The sequence below is a fragment of the Mycobacterium venezuelense genome, assembly GCF_054919535.1.
In genome coordinates this window covers 1-15,805 of sequence record NZ_JBONDW010000006.1, presented here as the reverse complement: position 1 = coordinate 15,805, position 15,805 = coordinate 1, and the positions used below count along the sequence as shown (strand labels likewise).

General features: G+C 66.4%; 16 protein-coding genes and 1 pseudogene. 6 read left to right on the top strand and 11 right to left on the bottom strand.

All coding sequences use genetic code 11. The annotated features are described in order from the left end of the window. Positions 1 to 31: 31 nt before the first annotated feature. Positions 32 to 520, bottom strand: a complete 489-nt coding sequence (locus ACRCUN_RS11265; protein WP_462141726.1) for a universal stress protein — start codon at positions 518 to 520, stop codon at positions 32 to 34. A 197-nt stretch (positions 521 to 717) separates the two neighbouring features. Next, positions 718 to 2,238, bottom strand: coding sequence for a molybdopterin-dependent oxidoreductase (locus tag ACRCUN_RS11260; protein ID WP_462142030.1), 1,521 nt, complete (start codon positions 2,236 to 2,238; stop codon positions 718 to 720). A 206-nt stretch (positions 2,239 to 2,444) separates the two neighbouring features. Between ACRCUN_RS11260 and ACRCUN_RS11255 the strand changes: the two genes are divergently transcribed. Beyond that, positions 2,445 to 3,212 (top strand): SDR family NAD(P)-dependent oxidoreductase, encoded by a 768-nt coding sequence (locus ACRCUN_RS11255; protein WP_462141725.1) that lies wholly within the window; start codon positions 2,445 to 2,447, stop codon positions 3,210 to 3,212. Positions 3,213 to 3,266: 54 nt separating this feature from the next. Here ACRCUN_RS11255 and ACRCUN_RS11250 read toward each other — a convergent pair whose 3' ends face one another. The 6 genes from ACRCUN_RS11250 to ACRCUN_RS11225 are packed head-to-tail and all read right to left on the bottom strand — an operon-like array spanning position 3,267 to position 8,723. Continuing rightward, a complete protein-coding gene (locus ACRCUN_RS11250) occupies positions 3,267 to 4,778 on the bottom strand; it encodes an amino acid permease (RefSeq protein ID WP_462141724.1) in 1,512 nt (503 codons plus the stop codon). Further along, positions 4,775 to 5,644 carry a 2-keto-4-pentenoate hydratase gene (locus ACRCUN_RS11245; protein ID WP_462141723.1) on the bottom strand — a complete coding sequence of 290 codons (870 nt, stop codon included), beginning with the start codon at positions 5,642 to 5,644 and terminating at the stop codon, positions 4,775 to 4,777. Before ACRCUN_RS11245 ends, ACRCUN_RS11250 begins: the two co-directional genes overlap by 4 nt. Next, positions 5,641 to 6,651 carry a 4-hydroxy-2-oxovalerate aldolase gene (gene dmpG / locus ACRCUN_RS11240; RefSeq protein WP_462141722.1) on the bottom strand — a complete coding sequence of 337 codons (1,011 nt, stop codon included), beginning with the start codon at positions 6,649 to 6,651 and terminating at the stop codon, positions 5,641 to 5,643. The genes ACRCUN_RS11245 and dmpG overlap by 4 nt, the downstream gene beginning before the upstream one ends. Further along, on the bottom strand, positions 6,648 to 7,520 hold the full coding sequence (locus tag ACRCUN_RS11235) for an acetaldehyde dehydrogenase (acetylating) (protein ID WP_462141721.1): 873 nt from the start codon (positions 7,518 to 7,520) through the stop codon (positions 6,648 to 6,650). The genes dmpG and ACRCUN_RS11235 overlap by 4 nt, the downstream gene beginning before the upstream one ends. Then, entirely contained in the window at positions 7,517 to 7,999 is a 483-nt protein-coding gene (locus tag ACRCUN_RS11230) for a RidA family protein (RefSeq protein WP_462141720.1), read from the bottom strand. Before ACRCUN_RS11230 ends, ACRCUN_RS11235 begins: the two co-directional genes overlap by 4 nt. After that, on the bottom strand, positions 7,986 to 8,723 hold the full coding sequence (locus tag ACRCUN_RS11225; RefSeq protein WP_462141719.1) for an aspartate/glutamate racemase family protein: 738 nt from the start codon (positions 8,721 to 8,723) through the stop codon (positions 7,986 to 7,988). The genes ACRCUN_RS11230 and ACRCUN_RS11225 overlap by 14 nt, the downstream gene beginning before the upstream one ends. Before the next feature lie 64 nt (positions 8,724 to 8,787). Here ACRCUN_RS11225 and ACRCUN_RS11220 point away from each other — a divergent pair, with 64 nt between their 5' ends. Both ACRCUN_RS11220 and poxB read left to right on the top strand, forming a co-directional pair. After that, the gene (locus ACRCUN_RS11220; protein ID WP_462141718.1) at positions 8,788 to 9,681 is read left to right on the top strand and encodes a LysR family transcriptional regulator; all 894 of its coding nucleotides are present in this window, start codon (positions 8,788 to 8,790) and stop codon (positions 9,679 to 9,681) included. 35 nt (positions 9,682 to 9,716) lie between these two features. Then, a complete protein-coding gene (gene poxB, locus ACRCUN_RS11215; RefSeq protein ID WP_462141717.1) occupies positions 9,717 to 11,453 on the top strand; it encodes a ubiquinone-dependent pyruvate dehydrogenase in 1,737 nt (578 codons plus the stop codon). A 5-nt stretch (positions 11,454 to 11,458) separates the two neighbouring features. Here the strand turns inward: poxB and ACRCUN_RS11210 are convergent, their stop codons facing one another. After that, positions 11,459 to 12,133, bottom strand: a complete 675-nt coding sequence (locus ACRCUN_RS11210) for a winged helix-turn-helix transcriptional regulator (protein WP_462141716.1) — start codon at positions 12,131 to 12,133, stop codon at positions 11,459 to 11,461. A 202-nt stretch (positions 12,134 to 12,335) separates the two neighbouring features. Here ACRCUN_RS11210 and ACRCUN_RS11205 point away from each other — a divergent pair, with 202 nt between their 5' ends. Together ACRCUN_RS11205 and ACRCUN_RS11200 are read left to right on the top strand one after the other, a co-directional pair. After that, positions 12,336 to 13,106, top strand: a complete 771-nt coding sequence (locus ACRCUN_RS11205) for a class I SAM-dependent methyltransferase (RefSeq protein WP_462142029.1) — start codon at positions 12,336 to 12,338, stop codon at positions 13,104 to 13,106. Positions 13,107 to 13,129: 23 nt separating this feature from the next. Then, positions 13,130 to 14,191: a phosphotransferase family protein gene (locus tag ACRCUN_RS11200; RefSeq protein ID WP_462141715.1), complete on the top strand. Its 1,062-nt coding sequence runs from the start codon at positions 13,130 to 13,132 to the stop codon at positions 14,189 to 14,191. 2 nt (positions 14,192 to 14,193) lie between these two features. Here ACRCUN_RS11200 and ACRCUN_RS11195 read toward each other — a convergent pair whose 3' ends face one another. Beyond that, a complete protein-coding gene (locus ACRCUN_RS11195; protein ID WP_462141714.1) occupies positions 14,194 to 14,955 on the bottom strand; it encodes a sulfite exporter TauE/SafE family protein in 762 nt (253 codons plus the stop codon). A gap of 190 nt (positions 14,956 to 15,145) precedes the next feature. On the opposite strand from ACRCUN_RS11195, the gene ACRCUN_RS11190 reads away from it, so the two are divergent. Beyond that, positions 15,146 to 15,649, top strand: a complete 504-nt coding sequence (locus ACRCUN_RS11190; RefSeq protein ID WP_462141713.1) for a 2-isopropylmalate synthase — start codon at positions 15,146 to 15,148, stop codon at positions 15,647 to 15,649. 5 nt (positions 15,650 to 15,654) lie between these two features. On the opposite strand, the pseudogene ACRCUN_RS11185 reads toward ACRCUN_RS11190, so the two are convergent. Next, positions 15,655 to 15,805 (bottom strand): annotated as a pseudogene (locus ACRCUN_RS11185) (nitroreductase); the annotation flags it as partial.

Below are 15,805 nucleotides of genomic sequence, written 5' to 3'. Positions count from 1 at the left end.
CTGCGTACCGACGTCGATGGATTTTCCGCTACTAACCGGCGGTATGGACGATCAAGATGTCGACTTTGGCTTTCCGGGCGACGTCTGCCGGTACCGAGCCCAAGACCCGTCCGGCGACCGTGTCGAGTCCGACGTCGCCGACGACGAGTAGATCCGCATTGACCGTGCGGGCCAGTTTCAGAAGGGCATCGACGGCCGCGCCTTCGACCGCCTGCTCCTCGATGTCCTCGGCGCCCGCGGCGTGCGCGCGGTCGCGTGCCTCCCGGAGGATGGCATATACGGGTGCCGCGCCGTGCAGTTGATAACCCTCACTCCCGAGGGAGTCGGCGGCGCGGAGATCGGACACATGGTCATGTGAGGGGGCTCGCGACCAGCTGCCCTTCTCCACGACCGGGATATACGCGCTGGCGATGATGAGTTTGGCGTTCTCTTGCGCCGCGATCGCTCCTGCGCGGTCGACCGCACGCAAAGACGATGCCGAACCGTCGGTCCCGACAACGACCGTCCGATAGCCGCTCATGGCCGCCCCTTAATGGTCGGGTGCGAGATCAAGACAATAGCCGGTCCGTTGAGGACCCGGATCGGATTTGCCCATCGCTGTGCGAAGACGGCGCACTCCGTCAGCTGGTGCACGCTGGACGGCTGCGAGGGTGCGAGAAGTGTTGGAGGTTTGCGGCGTCGCGGGGGACAGACTCGCACGCTCGCGGGGCGAGGTGATCAGACCACGTCGAAGGTGACCGTGTGCCGGCCGGTTGCGCCGTCGGGGACGGGGTCGGCGCGATCCGCAGTCTGCACCGCGCCCGTGTTGTCCGTGGCGCGCACGGTGATCGTGTGCTCGCCGGGTTCGGTGGCCGTCCAGTCGATACTCCACAAGCGCCAGGTGTCACCGGAGTAGGCAGCGCCCAACTCTGCCGCCGCCCAGTCGCCTTGGCCGTTCGGGCCGTCGATCTTGACCTCGACGGCCCGCACGCCGCGATTCTGCGCCCACGCGACGCCGCCGAAGCGGACCGGCCCACGGCTGACGTCCTGGCCGTCGCGCGGGACGTCGATGCGTGACTGCGTCTTGATCGGGCCGTGCGCCGCCCAGCCGAGTTTGGTCCAGTACGCCTCGGCGCGGTCGAATCGGGTGAGTTCCAGATCGACCACCCACTTGGTGGCCGATACGTAGCCGTACAGTCCGGGCACCACAAGCCGCGCCGGATAGCCGTGCTTGGGCGGCAGCGGCTCGCCGTTCATGCCGATCACCAACAGCGCGTCGCGGTCGTCGGTGAGTGCTTGCACCGGTGTGCCCGCAGTGAATCCGTCGATCGACGTCGACAACACCATGTCGGAGTCGGGTGACACACCGGCCTCCGCGAGCAGATCGCGGACGCGGTAGCCGGTCCAGCGGGCGGTCGAGATGAGGTCGCCGCCGACGAGGTTCGACACGCAGGTGAGCGTCACGACCTTCTCGACAACCTCGAACCGCTCCAGGTCGGCGAACCGGTAGACGACTTCGCGGTCGGTCATGCCGTGGATGCGCAGTGACCAGTCGGCGCGGCTGAGCTGCGGCACGCTCAGCGCGGTGTCGATCCGGTAGAACTGCGGCGTCGGGGTGATGAACGACGGCAGTGCCACTTCCGCCGGTTGCACGGCCGGTGGCACGGGCGGTGCGGGAACGGCCGCGCGCGGGAGCGCGAACGCATTGCGGTCGTCGGCCACCGAAGCCGCCAGTCGAGACAACACCGCACCCGCCACACCCGTCACCGCGCCCGCGGTCAGAAACCCAAGCGTGATGAGTGAGAGCCGGCGGCCCGGATCGACACCGTCGTCGGTTTCGGCGCTCGCGGGCGGATCGCTGAATCGGCCCGATGTGAGCAGGCGCAGCACCGCGATACCGCACACCGTTCCGGCGAGGGTCGGCACGATCGCCCATGCGGAGGCACCCGGGCGCGACAGCACGGCCGCGCAGCCGAGCACACCGCCGAGGCCGATCGCGATGCTGCCGACCGGGACCTTGCGGGTTTCCCACGGGGCGGTGAGCGCGGCGATCACCGCGATGACCGCGAGCACGAGCAGCGTCAGCACCAGTTTGTCCGCGGTGCCGAATGTCGTGATGGCCCATTCCTTCACCGGGCCCGGTGTCAGGTCGATGACCGCCGAGCCGACCGCCGTGCGCGCATCGGCGGCGGGTCCGAACGGCACGGCGACGATCTCGGCGACGCCGAGCGCGACGGCCGCGGCGGCGACGCCGGCCATCGGCGCCGCGGGTCGGGTGCGATCTGGGGCGGCCGTGCGGAGCCCGCGATCTGCCATGGTCAAAACCTACCGCCGCGAGCCGGTGTGCGGGCCTTACGAAGTCGTGACATGTGCGTTCGCGCGCGGCGGGAACCCGAAAGCCTTACGGGAAGCCTTCATGGGATAAGTTACTTTACGATTCCGGTCATTTTTGGAAAGGGAGCTAGATGGAGATCGAAGGCAAGAAGGCCGTCGTTGTCGGCGGCGCGTCGGGCTTCGGCCGGGCGACCGCGGAGGCATTGGCCAAGCGCGGTGCCAGCGTGGCGGTGCTGGACCGGCCCCAGTCGAAGGGCCAGGAAGTAGCCGATCAGATCGGCGGTTCGTTCTTCGCAGTCGACGTCACCGACTTCACGGGTACCGAGGAGACGCTGCAGCGTGCCGTCGACGCACTGGGTGGTCTGCACATCGCGGTGACGACGGCGGGCGGCGGCATCGGCGAACGCACCATCAAGAAGGACGGCCCGCACAGCCTCGACTCGTTTCGGGCCAGCATCGACCTCAACCTGATCGGCACGTTCAACATCAGTCGGCTGTCGGCGTGGCACATGAGCAAGAACGAACCGGTAGACGCCGAGGCCGAGGAACGCGGCGTCATCATCAACACCGCCTCGATCGCAGCGTTCGAAGGCCAGATCGGCCAGGTCGCCTACACAGCGTCCAAGGCCGCGATCGCCGGTATGTGCCTCACGATGGCACGAGATCTCGGAAGTCTCGGCATTCGCGCGCTGGCGATCGCGCCGAGCCTCTTCGCGACGGGCCTCACCGAGGGCATCCCCGACGAGTTCGCCAACGTGCTGACCAAGGACGCCGCGTTCCCGAAGCGGCTGGGCCGGCCAGAGGAGTACGCCAAACTCGCGGTGGCGATCGTGGAGAACGCGATGCTCAACGGCCAGTGCATCCGGTTGGACGCGGGCCAGCGCTTCGCCCCCAAGTAGCGTGATTTCGGCGTGATCGGTTGCGCTGGACGCAGCCGATCACGCCGACACCGGCTACCGGTGCGAGGGGGTCGCCGCACCAAAGACGTCGTCGATCGACTCGACGTCGCGATTGAGTTCGGCATTGTGGTAGCTGTAGGCGAAGTAGATCGCGAAGCCGAGCAGCATCCAGACGATGAACCGCAACCATGTCTCGATCGAGAGATTCAGCATCAGGTACACCGAGCACAGCGCCGACACGATCGGCAGCACCGGCGAGAACGGCACTTTGAACGCCCTGGGGAGATCGGGGCGACGCCGGCGCAGGATCGGCACGGAGATGCTGACGATCGTGAAGGCTGCGAGCGTGCCGATGTTGATCATCTCGCCGAGATCGACAGTCACGAACCCGGCGATCAACGCGATGACACCACCGACGATGGCTGTGAGAAGTACTGGCGTGCGGGTTATTTCGTTGACCTTGGACAGCCGCTCGGGTAGCAGCCGGTCACGACTCATCGCGAACAGCAGTCGAGTGGCGCCGACGATCAAGGTCATCACCACCGTCGTCAGGCCCGCGACCGCGCCTGCGGCGATGAGGGTGGCAAACCCACTGTGGCCGACGTGGGTGAATGCCGTCGCCAGTGCCGCCTGCGGGCTGATCTCGTCGTACTTCACCATCCCGGTGATGACCACAGCCACCGCCGCATACAGAACCGTGCAGACGAGCAGCGACAGAAGGATGCCGATCGGTATGTCGCGTCGCGGCCGCTTCGCCTCTTCGGCAGCCGAAGCGACGACCTCGAAACCCAGGTAGGCGAAGAACACGAGTGCCGCGCCGCTCACGATGCCGCCCACCCCGTACATCACCGGTTCGAGGCCGAACAGGGCCTGGATCAGCGGCTGGTGTGCGCCGGTGCTCTGTTCGGCTGACACCGCTGGTGGGACGAACGGCTGATAATTGGCGGGATTGATGTAGAAGAAGCCGGCGACGATGACGAACAGGACGACGAACAGCTTGATGGCGACGAATACGAAGTTGACCCGCATCGTCTCCTTGATTCCCCATGCCACGATCGCAGTGAGGATCACGACGATGGCAAACGCCAGCACGTTGAAGTTGCTCGGGTTGTCGGCCGTGTGTGGTGCCAGTGCACGCGGGATCTCGATGCCGACGGCCTGAAGGAACAGGTCTGCGTATTGCGACCAGCCCTGCGCGACGATCCCGGTGCCCAAAATCAGTTCCAGCATGAGATCCCAGGCGATGATCCACGCGATCATCTCGCCGAGCGATGCGTAGGCGAAGCTGTATGCCGATCCAGACACGGGGACGGTGGACGCGAACTCTGCGTAGCAGAGCGCGGCCAGAGCGCACACGACGGCGGCGATGACGAACGAGACGACGACGGCTGGGCCGGAGTGGGTCGCGGCGGCTCGACCGGTCAGTGTGAATATGCCTGCACCGATGACCAGACCGGTGCCGAAACAGGTCAGGTCGAACCAGGACAAGGTCTTCTTGAGGGAATTCTCTGTCTCGTAGCTGTCCAGGAGGCTTCGCTCGATGGGCTTCTTGCGGAGGATCTTCACGCAGGTCTCCTTGGTGCGGGAGGCGTTGTCATTTCAAAATTGATGTGGGGGAGTCCATCTGGGGTTAATCCGTCGGCGTCTGGTCTGCCTTGCAACATGGTCAGGCTGACGGCCCCCAGGCCGTGGAAGTCCACGGTCACCGTGTCGCCCGGCAGGACCGGAACTGCCCGGGTGAACGATCCGGTCAGCACGATGTGTCCCGCTTCAAGTGGGACACCAAGTGCGCCAAGCATGTTCGCCAACCACGTCAAGGCATACAACGGCGAGCCACACACCGCGGCCCCGACACCGTGGTCGACGACCCTCCCGTTGCGCGACAAGGCACACACCAGGTGGGTGAGGTCGAGCCCGGCGAGCGGAACGGCGTCGGCACCCAGAACGACGGCACCGGAGGACGCATTGTCTGCGACGGTGTCGCGGATCGTCAGGTTCCAGTCCTCGATCCGGGAATCCACGATCTCAAGGGCCGGCAGAACCAACTCGACCGCCCGTGCGGCGTCGGCCACTGTGAGGCCGGGACCCCGCAGGTCACGGCCGAGAATGACCGCTATCTCCGGTTCGACTCTCGGTTGGATGAATTCCTCGGCGAACAAGGGCATCGTCGCCAGTCGGAACATGCTTGCGGTGAGGTGACCGAAATCGGGCTCGCGTACCCCCATCTGTTCGCGAATGGCCGCCGACACCAGGCCGATCTTGTGCCCACGCACGGGGTCACCGCCGCGTACCCAGGACTCGACGAGCACTCGCTGGATGCCGTAGGCGTCCTTGATCGTCACCGCAGGCCAGGTCTGTGAGATCGGCGGAATCGGCATACGCGTGGCGAACGCCTTCGACAATGCGGTCGTCGCGGAGCGGATGTCGTTCATGCGGGTTCCGCGAGCCCGGCCATCTCGGCGGCGACCTGCACGATCATGTCCTCTTGTCCGCCGATGACGTTGCGGCGGCCGAGTTCGATCAAGAGGTCGGGCAGATGAACCCGGTATTTGGCACTCGCTCGCTTGGCCGGGTGGAAGAACGTGGAGTACAGCCCTGCCCAGCCAAGGATCAGCGCCGTCTGATCGACGACCTGCGGCGCATGCATTCGAGGCGCCATCGCGTGCTCGGCAAGATCAGCCAGAAACAAGGTGTCGACGTCGATTCGGTGGCCGCTGCGCTCCAGCGCTGCGGCCAGGGCTTCAGTCGCGGCGTTCCCTGCGCTTGCGCCCAGCCCGCGCAACGAACCGTCGGCGTAGGTGGCGCCTGCGGCGGTGGCGGCCAGGGTGTTTCCGACAGCCAACCCGAAGTTGTTGTGCGCATGAAAACCGATGGGCACGTCGACCGCCGAGCGCAGGGCCGCCACCCGGGCGGTGACACCGATTGGTACGAGTGCCCCTGCGGAGTCGACGACGTAGACCACCTGCGACCCATAGCCTTCCAGCTTCCGGGCCTGCTCTGCGAGCGGTTCCGCTTCCAATTTGTGGCTCATCATCAGAAAGCTCATCGCCCGCATCCCGTGTGCGCGGGCATATTCGATGACCTGCTCGGCGCAGTCCGCCTCGGTGCAATGGGTAGCGACCCGCACGACCCGGGCGCCGGCATCGTGCGCTGCTTCGAGGTCGGCCAGCGTCGAGATGCCGGGGACGTAGAGCACCGCGATGTCGGCGTGCTCGACAGCCGCGACGGCGGCGCGGACATACTCGGGATCACGCTCGGCTGCGACGCCGAACTGGAGCGAGGATGCGCCGATACCGATCCCGTGGGCGACCTCGATGGTGCGGACGCCGCCACGGTCAAGCCCGCGTGCGAGGACTGCGACGTCCTCGGCGGTGAACTGGTGGCCGACGCTGCTCATGCCGTCGCGCAGCGTGGTGTCGACGAGATGGACGCGGGTCATCGGGCCACCGCCATCCTGGCCGTCACCCGCTCGGCCACGGCAACCGCTGCGGCCGTGATGATGTCGAGATTGCCGGCATAGCGGGGTAGGTGATCGCCCGCGCCTTCGACCTCCACCATGACGGTGACGACGTCGCCCTCACATTCGATCAGCACAAGACGATAGCCCGGGACGTATTGCTGAACGCGGCTCACCATCGCGCGAACGGCCTGTCCGACGGCGCCGGAATCCGGCCGGCGCACGCGCGCCCGGATCGTGTCGCGCATCATCATGGGCGGTTCAGCCGGGTTGATGATCGAGATGGCCTTGGCGGTATCGACACCCGTCACCGCCGCCAGTGCCTGCCCCGTTTTGAGACTGAACTCGCTGAGGTTCGCCCGGGTGCCCGGCCCGGCGCTCGCGCTGGCGATGGTCGCGACGATCTCGCCGTAGGAGGCGTCCGCAACCTGGTTGATGGCGTACAGAATCGGGGCGGTGGCCTGCCCGGCGCAGCTGATCATGCTGAGGTTCGGTGCATCGATGTGTTCATCGAGGTTCACGGTGGGCACCACATACCGGCCCACCGATGCCGGGGTCAGATCGATCGCCACGTAGCCCGCCTCCTGATAGCGCGGGGCCGCCTGGGCGTGGACTTTCGCCGAGGTGGCTTCGAAGACGATCAGTGGGGGCCGGACGTTCTTCAGCAGCCACTCGGCCCCCTCTGCCGACGTCTCCAGCCCGAGGTCGCGGGCCAGTTGCAGTCCGGGACTGGCGGGATCGATCCCGATGACGTAGCGGGGATCCAGCCGCTCCGAGCGCAACAGCTTGTACAGCAGGTCGGTTCCGATGTTGCCGGAACCGACGATGGCGGCAGGGTATTTCGTTGTCATTCAGGCACTTTCAAAGATGGGTTGATACGTACGATGAGTTCGAGCTCGACAGGTGCGTCGAGAGGCAGAGTTGTGACGCCGACTGCGGAGCGCGCCGGGCGGCCGCCGGCTCCCAGGACCGAAATCAGCAGATCGGTGGCGCCGTCGGCCACTGCGACGTGCTCGGTGAAGCCGGGTACGGATGCGATGAAAACCCTTGCGAAGAGCATGCTTTCGACTGTGGACAATCCCGCGGGTCCGAGTTCGCCTGCCAGTGCCGCCAATGAGTTCGCCGCGCACTGCCGGGCACACGCCCGGCCTTGCTCGACCGTCAGCTCGGCGCCCAGTCGGCCTGTCGACAGCAGCGCGCCGTCGCGCCATGGCACCTGGCCAGAGACATACAAGCGCTGCCCGTCCCGCACCACCGCGGAATATGAGCCTGCCGGTTCCACGGGCGCCGCCAGCGCGTAGGCGTCGCTGGACTCGTCAGGCGCGCGCACGATGCACCGGCCCGCCCTGCCACGTCGGCATCGGGGTTTCGCCGACGGCCACCGCGTAGGCGGCGTCGGCCAACAGGTCGGTCGAATCCAGCAGCGGCAGCGGCGAGATATCGGCCGTGACGAGAAGGGGGATCTCGGTGCAGACCAGTGCGACCGCATCACATCCGCGGCGGCGTAACCGGCGGATCACCTCCACATAGGCCGCGCGCGCCGCATCGGTGAAGATGCCGTGCACCAACTCGCCGAAGATCAGCGAGTCAACCAGCTGACGGTCGGCCTCGTCGGGAATGACGGCCTCGATGCCGCGGGCGCCGAAGGCATCCGGATACAGCGGACCGGTCATCGTGAACCGGGTGCCGAGGACGCCCACGCGGCGGTATCCCTCGGTCGCTGCCCGCTCTGCCACGATCTCCGGCAGGTGCAGACCCGGTAGCGCAAGCGATACGCCGGGTCGTTCCAACGCCATGTGTGCGGTGTTGTCGGGGCACGCGAAGAAGTCGGCACCCGCCGCGGCCAGCCGGCTGACGCTGAGGGCCAGGGTCTCGCCGATTGCGTTGTGGTCGCCGGTTTCCCAGGCTGTCATCACCCGGCCGAAGGCTATGCAATCGAGCGTGACGTCAGGGTGAATGTAGTTGCCGGAGCGTGTCATCCCGATGCTGCAGAACGTGCGAAAGCGCATCGCCGCGCCCTCCGAGCTGTGCCCCAAGATGCCGAAATGATGCATGCGAGCAGCATGGGGTCAGCCCACACTCATATACAACCAATAGGCATGGAATAGCATCGTGGCTATGCCTGTGAAGTATGACCTTCGGGTGCTGGAATATGTCCTCGCCATCGCCAGAGAGGGCTCTGTCAGTGCTGCGGCGCGCCACCTCAACGTGACTCAACCGACCATCAGCCGCCAGCTGCGCGAGCTCGAGAAACGTCTTGGCACACAGCTTTTCGAGCGAGGACGGCGTGGGCTCACTCTGACGGCAGCCGGTAATGCCTTCGCCGGCCGGGCGACAAGGGTGCTCGCCGAGGCCGACAGCGTGCTCGACGATGTGCGCCGTGCCGAACGTGGGCTGGCGGGCCGGATCACAATCGGCTTCACGGGTTCGGCGATCAACGGGCCGTTGGGTAATGCGTTGGCGCGGATCCGTCGCGTGCTTGCCGGTGTCGAGCTCAATCTCGTCGAGTCGTTCGACGACGCCGATCTGACGGCCGGACTGATCGACAAGCGCTACGACGTCGCGGTGCAGCGCCTGCCTGGCCACGACGTGCGCCTGTCCAGCCGGCTCTGGGTGCAGGAGCCACTGTCGCTGTTCGTCCCGCAGAAGCATCCGTTGGCCAAGCGTCGGCCGCCGGTGGACGTCGAGATCCTCGAGAGTATTCCGCTGATCATCTGGCCCCGTGACAGTTCCGCCAGGGCTTATGACGAGGTGATCAGCATCTGCCAGCACGCTGGGGTCGTACCCAGGATCGCTGCCGAAGCGCGAACCGTTCAGACCATGCTCGCCCTGGTGGCAGCAGGTTTCGGCGGTGCCGTGATGACAGATTCGTACTCGGTTTTGAAGCGCGACGGCGTGGTTGCGCTGCCGTTGGCCCGCACGCTCACGGCACTGCACCTCGGTTGGCGTACCGGCGACACGAATCCGGTGCTCCCGCGGTTGATGGAGATCCTCGTTCCCGCATCCGAATAAGGTGCGAGAGTGAAACCGGCTACCGGGGAGGTGCGATGGCAACCGTTGCAGACCATGTCATATCCGCATTGACAGCCAGCGGCGTCCGCCGCGTCTACGGGCTTCCGGGCGACAGCCTCAACGGATTCACCGATGCGATCCGCCGCAGCGGCGACATCTCGTGGGAACACGTACGGCACGAAGAGTCGGCGGCGTTTGCGGCTGCGGCCGACGCCGGCCTGACCGGTCAGCTCGCGGTATGTGCGGGCAGTTGCGGTCCGGGCAATCTGCATCTCATCAACGGCCTGTTCGACGCGAATCGTAGCCGCGTCCCGGTTCTCGCGATCGCCGCGCACATTCCGCGCACCGAGATCGGGTCGGAGTATTTCCAGGAGACGCACCCGCAAGACCTGTTCCGCGAGTGCAGCGTCTACTGCGAACTCGTCAGCACACCCGAGATGGCTCCACGCATCCTGCAGATGGCCATGCGGGCCGCGGTCGAGGAGAACGGCGTCGCCGTCATCGTCATCCCCGGCGAGATCTTCCTGCAACGGGCCGCCGAGACCGAGTGGGCACTGCGGCCGGTGCTGCCAACCCGCGCGGTGATGCGCCCCGACGACGAATCGCTGCGCCAGGCCGCCGACATCCTCAACGCCGCCAGGCACGTGACCATCCTCGGCGGGGCAGGCGTGGCCGGGTCGCACGACGCACTGATCCAACTCGCCACGATGCTGCAGGCGCCCATCGTTCATGCGTTGCGCGGCAAGGAGTTCATCGAATACGACAACCCGTTCGACGTCGGGATGACCGGGCTGCTCGGATTCGCCTCCGGCTACAAGGCGATCAAAGAAGCCGACACCCTGTTGATGCTCGGCACCGACTTCCCGTATCAGCAGTTCTATCCGGAGGGCGCGAAGGTCATCCAGGTCGACATCCGCGGCCGCAACCTCGGCAGGCGAACACCGATCGACCTCGGCCTGCGCGGAACCGTCAAGGACACTCTTGCCGCGCTGATGCCGTTGCTGCGGCCCAAGCAGGACCGCGAACACCTCGAGCGGGCGCTGTCGCACTACCGCAAGACCCGCAAATCGCTCGACGCTCTTGCGGTCAACGACCGCGACCGGACGCCGATCCGGCCCGAATACGTTGCGGGACTTGCCAACCGACTCGCCGCCGATGATGCCGTTTTCACCTGCGACGTCGGGTCACCGGTGGTCTGGGCGGCGCGATACCTGACGATGAACGGCAGACGCCGCCTCGTCGGCTCGTTCAACCACGGCACGATGGCGAATGCCCTGCCCCACGCGATCGGTGCGCAGACCGCGTACCCCAACCGCCAGGTGGTCGCGCTGGCCGGTGACGGCGGTTTGACGATGCTGTTCGGCGAATTGGTGACGCTCATCCAGAACCGCCTGCCGGTCAAGCTCATCGTGTTCAACAACTCGTCGCTGAACTTCGTCGAACTGGAGATGAAAGCGGCAGGCATCGTCACGTTCGGGACCGATCTGGTGAACCCGGACTTCGCCGCGGTCGCGCAGTCGATGGGTGTCTTCGGCAGGCGGGTGACCGAACCCGGCGACCTCGAAGCGGCGCTGCGCGAGGCGTTCGCCCACGACGGTCCAGCCGTCGTCGACGTCGTCACGGCCCGCCAAGAGCTGTCGATACCACCGGCGATCACCGCCGAACAGGCCAAAGGCTTTTCGTTGTACGCGATCCGCACCATCCTGGCCGGCCGCGCCGACGAACTACTCGACCTCGTCAGTACCAACGTCGCGCGCCGGCTGCTGGACTGAGCGGCTCAGGCCGGTCTCGGGATCGCCGCCGACAGGCTCTGCCCGAGCCACTTCGGGATGGCGCGACGAACTTCGGCGGGCCCCGAGAGTGCGACGGTTCCGTCGAGCACCGCATGTGACCAGCCGACATCGCCCCGCCAGATCCGGGTGAGCGTGGCCAGGGTGGTTTCGACCGTGCCGGTGACGTCATAGCCGGGATCGAAGTCGCACACATCGGCGTGCCCGTCGGCGACCACCAACCACCAACGCGACGCCTTCGGTGCCACACCGTCGAGAATGAACGCGACGGTGGTGCGTGTCCGTGGCCAGTCGTCGATGGGAATCGTGCGGCGCATGTCCCAGAACAGCAGGTGCGGGTCGAGGTCTTCCTCGCCGAGGTCGCCGATCCACCGCACCCCCCAGGCGCCGAGCGCATCGACGACACCGGCCAGCTCCCGCCCGCACGGCGTGAGGGAATACGTTGCCCGGCCGTCGATCTCGCTGCGTTCGACAACGCCGGCGCGGGTGAGCGACTTCAGTCGCTTGGACAACAGGGCAGGCGACATCTTCGGCACGCCGCGGCGCAGATCGTTGAAGTGGGTGCTGCCCAGTAGCAGCTCACGGACCACGAGCAAGGTCCAACGCTCATCGAGAAGTTCCATGGCCTTGGCCACGGGGCAGAACTGACCGTAGGTCGACATCGGCGACACCTCCAGGAGACCCTGCGCATAAGTACACCGCTGATAGCCGCGGAAGCCAATACAGATTTTGAACCACCCCCAGTACAGATCTGGTACTGGACCGCACGGGCAGCTGGCGTGACGATTGTCGCAACCGTCTGAGAGGAGCCCTCCCGTGAACTCCGTGATATCCGATCGCGAGATAGCGACCAAACATCGCGCCATGTGGGCGTCCGGCGACTATCCGAAACTCGCCGCCGAACTCGTATCACCACTTGGCCCCGTCCTGGTGCAAGCCTGCGGCATCGGCCCGGATGACCGCGTGCTCGACGTGGCCGCCGGCACCGGCAACGCGGCGATCCCTGCCGCGGAGACCGGCGCCAATGTGATTGCCAGTGACCTGTGCCCCGAGCTACTCGAACACGGCCGTGCGCTGGCTGCCGAGCGCGATGTCGAGCTCGAATGGCGTGAGGCCAACGCCCATCAATTGCCGTTCGCCGACGACGAATTCGATGTCGTCATGTCGTGTATCGGCGTGATGTTCGCGCCGTTTCATCAGCAGGCCGCCGACGAATTGATCCGGGTGTGCAAACCGGGCGGCAGGATCGGTATCCTGAGTTGGACACCCGAAGGTCACATCGGACAGCTTTTCGCGACGATGAAACCGTATGTGCCCGCGCCACCGCCGGGCGCGCAGCCGCCTCCGCTGTGGGGACAAGAGGACCATGTGCGTGCGCTGCTCGGCGACCGGGTCGGCGACCTCGTGACTGAGCGGCGCACACTCACCGTCGATCACTTCGCCGACGGGGCGGCCTTCCGCGACTACTTCAAATCCGTCTACGGTCCGACGATCTCGGCGTACCGCAACATCGAGGGAGATGGTGATCGCGTCGCGGCACTGGACGCCGACATCGCGCGGATCGGCGATGGATTTCTCCAGGGCGGCTCCACGATGGAGTGGGAGTACTTGTTGGTGACCGCCCGCAAAAACTGAACGACGACTGGCACGATGTCTGCATGCCCGGTGATGTGCAGCAGCTGCCAACGTTGAGCGAAACCGATCAGGCCGCGCTTCAGCGGTGGGCTCGGACACAGGGACTCGGTTCACGGGTGAGCGATGTGGAGCCTCTGACCGGGGGAACCCAGAACATCGTGGTGCGGCTGCACATAGACGGGCGCTCCATGGTGCTGCGCCGCCCGCCCGCGCATCCGCGCCCCACGAGCGACAAGACGATGAAGCGTGAGATCGCGGTACTGCGCACCTTGGCCGGGTCCGCGGTCCCGCATCCCGGCTTCATCGCCGGGTGCACCGACCTCGATGTGCTCGGCGTGGTGTTCTACCTGATGGAGGAGATCGACGGCTTCAACCCGGGAAACGAAGTGGCGCCTGCGTACCAGGATGCCGGCATGCGCCATCGGGTGGGTCTGTCCTACGCGGGCAGTCTGGCGCAGCTCGGCAACGTGCCGTGGGAGAACAGCGAGCTGGCGGCGATCCGGCCGCCGGGTTCCTTTCTGGCACGCCAGGTTCCGCAGTTTCTCAGACTTCTGGAGAGCTACCGCCACGCCGCTTATCAGCCTGAGTCGCTGACGCAGGTCGGCGAACTGGCGCAATGGCTGGAGGACAATCGGCCGCCGGACAGCGAGCCCGGGATCATGCACGGCGACGCGCATCTGAACAACGTGCTGCTGCGTCGCGAGTTACCGGAGCTGGCCGCGTTCATCGATTGGGAGATGTGCACGGTCGGCGACCCACTGCTCGACCTGGGCTGGATGCTGGTGTGCTGGCCGCACGACCCCAATCCGATCAACGCCGGGTCGGCACTTGCGGCCCTGGGCGATCTGGCCAGCCGCAGCGAGCTGCTCGACGCGTACCGTGACGCGGGTGGTCGCGAAACCTCAAGGCTGAACTGGTATGTCGCGCTGGCGTGCTTCAAGCTCGGCATCGTCATCGAGGGCACCTGGTCGCGTTACCTGGCGGGGCAGGCCAGCCGCGAAGCGGGCGAGCAGCTGCACGCGTCGGCCGAGAACCTCATCGCACTCGGGACCCGGGTTACCAAGGGCGACGGCCCTTTCGAATAGGTCTAGTAGGCGTCGAGTGCGAGCTTGACCGCCAGGGCCACGCCCGCCACGCCGATGACCACTCGCAGCGGGGTGGCCGGAGCGTGCCGCACGACGATCGGTCCGAGCCTGCTGCCGATCAAACATCCGATGCCCAGCGGGATGACGGCGGGCCAGTACACCGGTGCGAAGACCACGAACGCCGCTGCGGCCACCGAGTTCGCGACGCCCAGAATGACGTTCTTGCCGGCATTGGCGTGCGCGAGCGTGGCGCCGCCGGCGCGCAGCAGCAGCGCCAGCAGGAGTACACCGGCCGCGGCACCGAAATACCCGCCGTAGATGGTGATCAGGAATATCGCGGTGGCCTCGAGTGAGACGCGGATCATGTGGTCGCGATGGTTGGCGACCCGTGCTTCGCGATGTGCCCGCCGGGGAAGCAGGATCGCCACCGAGGCGAACGCGAGCAGGAACGGCACGATCCGTTCGAAGCCCTCGGCGGGTGTACAGAGCAGCAGGGCCGCACCCGCCGCGCCGCCCAACGCCGCCACCGGGATGATGCGCTTGATCCATGCGCCCTGCCCGGTGAGCTCCGGCCGCGAACCCCACACGGATCCGATGCCGTTGAAGACCACGGCAACGGTGTTGGTGACGTTGGCCGTCACCGGTGGCAGGCCGATCAGCAGCAGGGCCGGATAGGTGGCCACCGAGGCGAGTCCGGCGATGCTTCCAGTGAGGCCGCCTGCGATCCCGGCGACGAAGAGCAGCGCGATGTCCCAGAAGGTCATGCGGCGTCCACTCCGCCGAGGTTACTGAGCGAAAGTGTTTGCGTGACCGCTGGGGGAGCGTCTAGCATCGCCAACGTGCCGAGGCGACTCGTAGTAGCAACCCGCAGCGGGGTCTGATTCAGACCGACCCCTCGCTGTGGGTCGTTCGCTACTTCGTCGGTCAATTCCTCTGAGCAGAGAAGACCGGCACATGATCACCTCGACTTCAGCACCGTCTGCAACCCACGCCGAGCCGTCGTCGTTTGCGGCCAACTTCGCCGCTCCGTTGCCGCGCGGGCTTCGGGTCAGCGCTCAATCCGCGTCGTGGGACTCATTTCTCGCCGAGTTCGCATCGAGCAGCGGGCCGTTGCGGCTGGGCCAATGGACCTGCGCCGACGCTGAGCGGCCGGCCGGCAGGCTGGGTCCGCAGGCCCGCCGGTATCAGGCCACCTTGGCGGTCGGCGACAGCATCACCACGTCCACTGCCGCCGCCACCGGACCGGTGGCCGCGCTGACCGAGATGCTCTACGAGCGCGGCATCACAGTCGAGACGACGTCGTTTCACCAGCTGCCGACGGGTAGTCAGACCGCCACCTTCATCAAGGGCTCCGACGGTATGCGGAGCACCTGGGCGATGGGGCTCGCCGAGGACCCCGTGCAGTCCGCGCTGCGCGCGGTGATCGCCTGCGCCAACCGGTTGCTGACCGCGGCCTGATCCGGCTAGGCGTCGACGAAGGTGACGGTTTCGTCGAGGGGTGCGCGGCCGGTGCGGACGTAGGGGACGGTGGGGTCTTCGTAGCCGATGGACATGCCGCAGAACAGCATCAGGTTGTCAGGAGGTGAAAGAACCTCGCCGACGGTTTGGCGCACC

What these genes read in the sequence shown, in the direction of transcription:
- ACRCUN_RS11265 (WP_462141726.1), bottom strand. Translation starts at nt 520, where the DNA reads ATGAGCGGCTATCGGACGGTCGTTGTCGGGACCGACGGTTCGGCATCG.
- ACRCUN_RS11260 (WP_462142030.1), bottom strand. Translation starts at nt 2,238, where the DNA reads ATGGCCGGCGTCGCCGCCGCGGCCGTCGCGCTCGGCGTCGCCGAGATC.
- ACRCUN_RS11255 (WP_462141725.1), top strand. Translation starts at nt 2,445, where the DNA reads ATGGAGATCGAAGGCAAGAAGGCCGTCGTTGTCGGCGGCGCGTCGGGC.
- ACRCUN_RS11245 (WP_462141723.1), bottom strand. Translation starts at nt 5,644, where the DNA reads ATGAACGACATCCGCTCCGCGACGACCGCATTGTCGAAGGCGTTCGCC.
- dmpG (WP_462141722.1), bottom strand. Translation starts at nt 6,651, where the DNA reads ATGACCCGCGTCCATCTCGTCGACACCACGCTGCGCGACGGCATGAGC.
- ACRCUN_RS11235 (WP_462141721.1), bottom strand. Translation starts at nt 7,520, where the DNA reads ATGACAACGAAATACCCTGCCGCCATCGTCGGTTCCGGCAACATCGGA.
- ACRCUN_RS11225 (WP_462141719.1), bottom strand. Translation starts at nt 8,723, where the DNA reads ATGCATCATTTCGGCATCTTGGGGCACAGCTCGGAGGGCGCGGCGATG.
- ACRCUN_RS11220 (WP_462141718.1), top strand. Translation starts at nt 8,788, where the DNA reads ATGCCTGTGAAGTATGACCTTCGGGTGCTGGAATATGTCCTCGCCATC.
- poxB (WP_462141717.1), top strand. Translation starts at nt 9,717, where the DNA reads ATGGCAACCGTTGCAGACCATGTCATATCCGCATTGACAGCCAGCGGC.
- ACRCUN_RS11210 (WP_462141716.1), bottom strand. Translation starts at nt 12,133, where the DNA reads ATGTCGACCTACGGTCAGTTCTGCCCCGTGGCCAAGGCCATGGAACTT.
- ACRCUN_RS11205 (WP_462142029.1), top strand. Translation starts at nt 12,336, where the DNA reads ATGTGGGCGTCCGGCGACTATCCGAAACTCGCCGCCGAACTCGTATCA.
- ACRCUN_RS11200 (WP_462141715.1), top strand. Translation starts at nt 13,130, where the DNA reads ATGCCCGGTGATGTGCAGCAGCTGCCAACGTTGAGCGAAACCGATCAG.
- ACRCUN_RS11195 (WP_462141714.1), bottom strand. Translation starts at nt 14,955, where the DNA reads ATGACCTTCTGGGACATCGCGCTGCTCTTCGTCGCCGGGATCGCAGGC.
- ACRCUN_RS11190 (WP_462141713.1), top strand. Translation starts at nt 15,146, where the DNA reads ATGATCACCTCGACTTCAGCACCGTCTGCAACCCACGCCGAGCCGTCG.